Raw genomic sequence first — 2,430 nt, 5'->3', positions numbered from 1 at the left:
CGTTCTGGTCCCACGTGGTCATCGACGCCATTCGGCACGAGGATGGCGAACTCCTGGGGTTCGCGAAGATCACACGCGACATTACGGAGCGGAAGAAGGCGCAGGAGTCCCTGGATCAGGCACGTGAGGCCCTTTTCCACTCCCAAAAAATGGATGCGATCGGCAAACTGACGGGCGGCGTCGCTCACGATTTCAACAATTTGCTGATGGCGATTCTGGGTAGTCTTGAGCTGCTCCGCAAACGGCTTCCCGACGATCCACAATTGCTGCGTCTTCTCGACAACGCGGTGCTCGGCGCGCGACGGGGAGCGTCCTTGACGCAGCGCATGCTGGCCTTTGCCCGGCGGCAGCAACTCGATCCAAAGCCTGTCGATTTGATAGGGCTCATACACGGAATGAAGGATCTCTTGGAACGATCGCTGGGCTCAAGGGCGATCATAGAGACGAAATTTCCGCTCTCGCTTGATCATGTAATGATCGATGAAAGTCAGATCGAACTTGCCTTGCTCAACCTGTGTGTCAACGCCAGTGACGCCATGCCTGATGGTGGGACGATCATCATTTCCGCCCGGATGGAACAGGTCGGCGAAAGCAATGGTGCTGGCTTGGCTCCCGGCCATTATGTCTGCCTCTCGGTAGCCGACAGTGGCGAAGGAATGGACGGAGAAACGCTGGCTCGGGCGACGGAACCGTTCTTCACCACAAAAGGCGTAGGCAAAGGCACGGGTCTCGGTCTGTCTATGGTGCATGGGATGACAGAGCAAATGGGCGGGTGCCTAGTGCTCAAGAGCTCCAGGGGAACCGGAACCACAGCGGAACTATGGCTGCCGATCGCAACCGCGAGCTCGGAATTCGCGCGCGGGCCGGATGTTCTTGCCGAGGAAGCCATTGAGACGGCGTCGCTGCGGATTCTGGCAGTGGATGACGATGCGCTGGTCCTTTTGAATACCGCGGCAATGCTCGAGGATCTCGGCCATACTGTCGCGGAGGCGCATTCTGCGGCGGCAGCCCTCAGGTTGCTGGAGGAGCAGCCGTTCGACCTCGTCATAACGGATCATGCTATGCCGAAGATGACGGGCCTGCAGCTATCGAATACGATCAAAGGCCAGTGGCCGAACGTACCCGTCATTATAGCAACGGGCTACGCCGAACTCCCGGGGACTCGCGACATCAAAATTCTCAGCAAGCCATTCACGGAAAAGGAGCTAGCGAGCGCGATAACATCTGTTCGCTTTATTTGGGCCCCGGCCCGGCCAATGTTCCGTCGAGCCAAACGAAATACCGTCGCTCACGGTTGCTTGACTCCGGCCTGACTGCAACAATATCCCGACTGTGGCGCTCTGGCCTTGCACGATCGCCATCGCGGCGGGTTGATCCATTTACCTGGGGTCTACCGCCAGCCGCGCAACCTTGCATAATTCGGGCAAACTCACTTCCAACTGCAGAGTTACACTATGATGCCAATCTACATCGGGTACGACCCACGCGAAGCCCGAGTCCTCGAGGTGGCGCGATGGAGCGCCTTCCGCCGGACAAGCACGCCGTTGCAGATCCACCCACTGGTGCTCAAAGACCTTGAAGCCCAAGGAATCATGAAGCGACCGATGGAGGTACGTGACGGTAGGCTCTGGTGCCCGATCTCCGAGGCACCGATGGCGACCGAGTTTGCCATATCGCGCTTTGCCGTTCCGTTTATGCGGCAAGGCGGCTGGGCCATGTTCTGCGATTGTGACGTTCTTTTTCTGCAGGATCCCGTCAAGCTGCTCGACCTGGTCGATCCTTCCTACGCGATCATGGCGGTTAAGCACAGGCAACGCGAGTCTGAAGCCGTCAAGATGGACGGACAAACGCAGACGTTCTATCGGCGCAAGAACTGGTCGTCGGTCGTTTTGTGGAATCTAGACCATCCCGCCAACAAACGACTGACGAACGAAATGCTTAATACGTGGCCCGGACGTGACCTCCACGCCTTCAAATGGCTCGAGGATCATGAGATCGGGGAGTTGCCTCTGGCATGGAACTACCTCGTAGGGGCGTCGGCTTCCGAACTCGACCCCGCCGAGGTGTCGCTGGCGCACTACACGCTCGGCGGTCCCTGGTTTGCCGGTTGGTCGGGCGCCACACAATGGGACGAATTGTGGAGCCGAGAAGAAAGCATTCTGCGTGCGTTTGAGGAAAATGCGGTTCAGATCCCCGCATGAAACCTCCGCTTTCGGATCTCTTGCCCGTGCTCTCAAAGCCCATCCTCCGCTTGCCCAGGCTCACGGGTCCCGCCTTGGTCATGGGATCGGCGCCGAATTTTCGCCTCCCGTACGGACATGATGCCGGTTGGGCGCTTATAACCGTCAACGCTTCCCAGATTTTGGCGGAAACCTTTGGCCTCGCCGCTCCTGATATGGCGCTGATGCGTCGCGGCATTCTGGTTGGCCA

The 2,430-nt window shown here is 58.5% G+C and carries 2 protein-coding genes; both read left to right on the top strand.

What is annotated here, in order from left to right:
- Positions 1-1,313, top strand: a 1,313-nt coding sequence (locus tag EN925_RS31995; protein ID WP_245487378.1) for a response regulator, incomplete at its 5' end; no start/stop codon positions are given.
- Between the two features lie 141 nt (positions 1,314-1,454).
- Complete coding sequence (locus EN925_RS31990; protein WP_013525202.1) at positions 1,455-2,201, top strand: hypothetical protein; 747 nt, start codon at positions 1,455-1,457, stop codon at positions 2,199-2,201.
- Positions 2,202-2,430 lie beyond the last annotated feature (229 nt).

Source organism: Mesorhizobium sp. M7A.F.Ca.US.006.04.2.1 (assembly GCF_004022915.1).
Classification (GTDB): domain Bacteria; phylum Pseudomonadota; class Alphaproteobacteria; order Rhizobiales; family Rhizobiaceae; genus Mesorhizobium; species Mesorhizobium ciceri.
The sequence above is the reverse complement of the archived record's forward strand: the minus strand, read 5'-3'. Positions and strand labels throughout refer to the sequence as shown.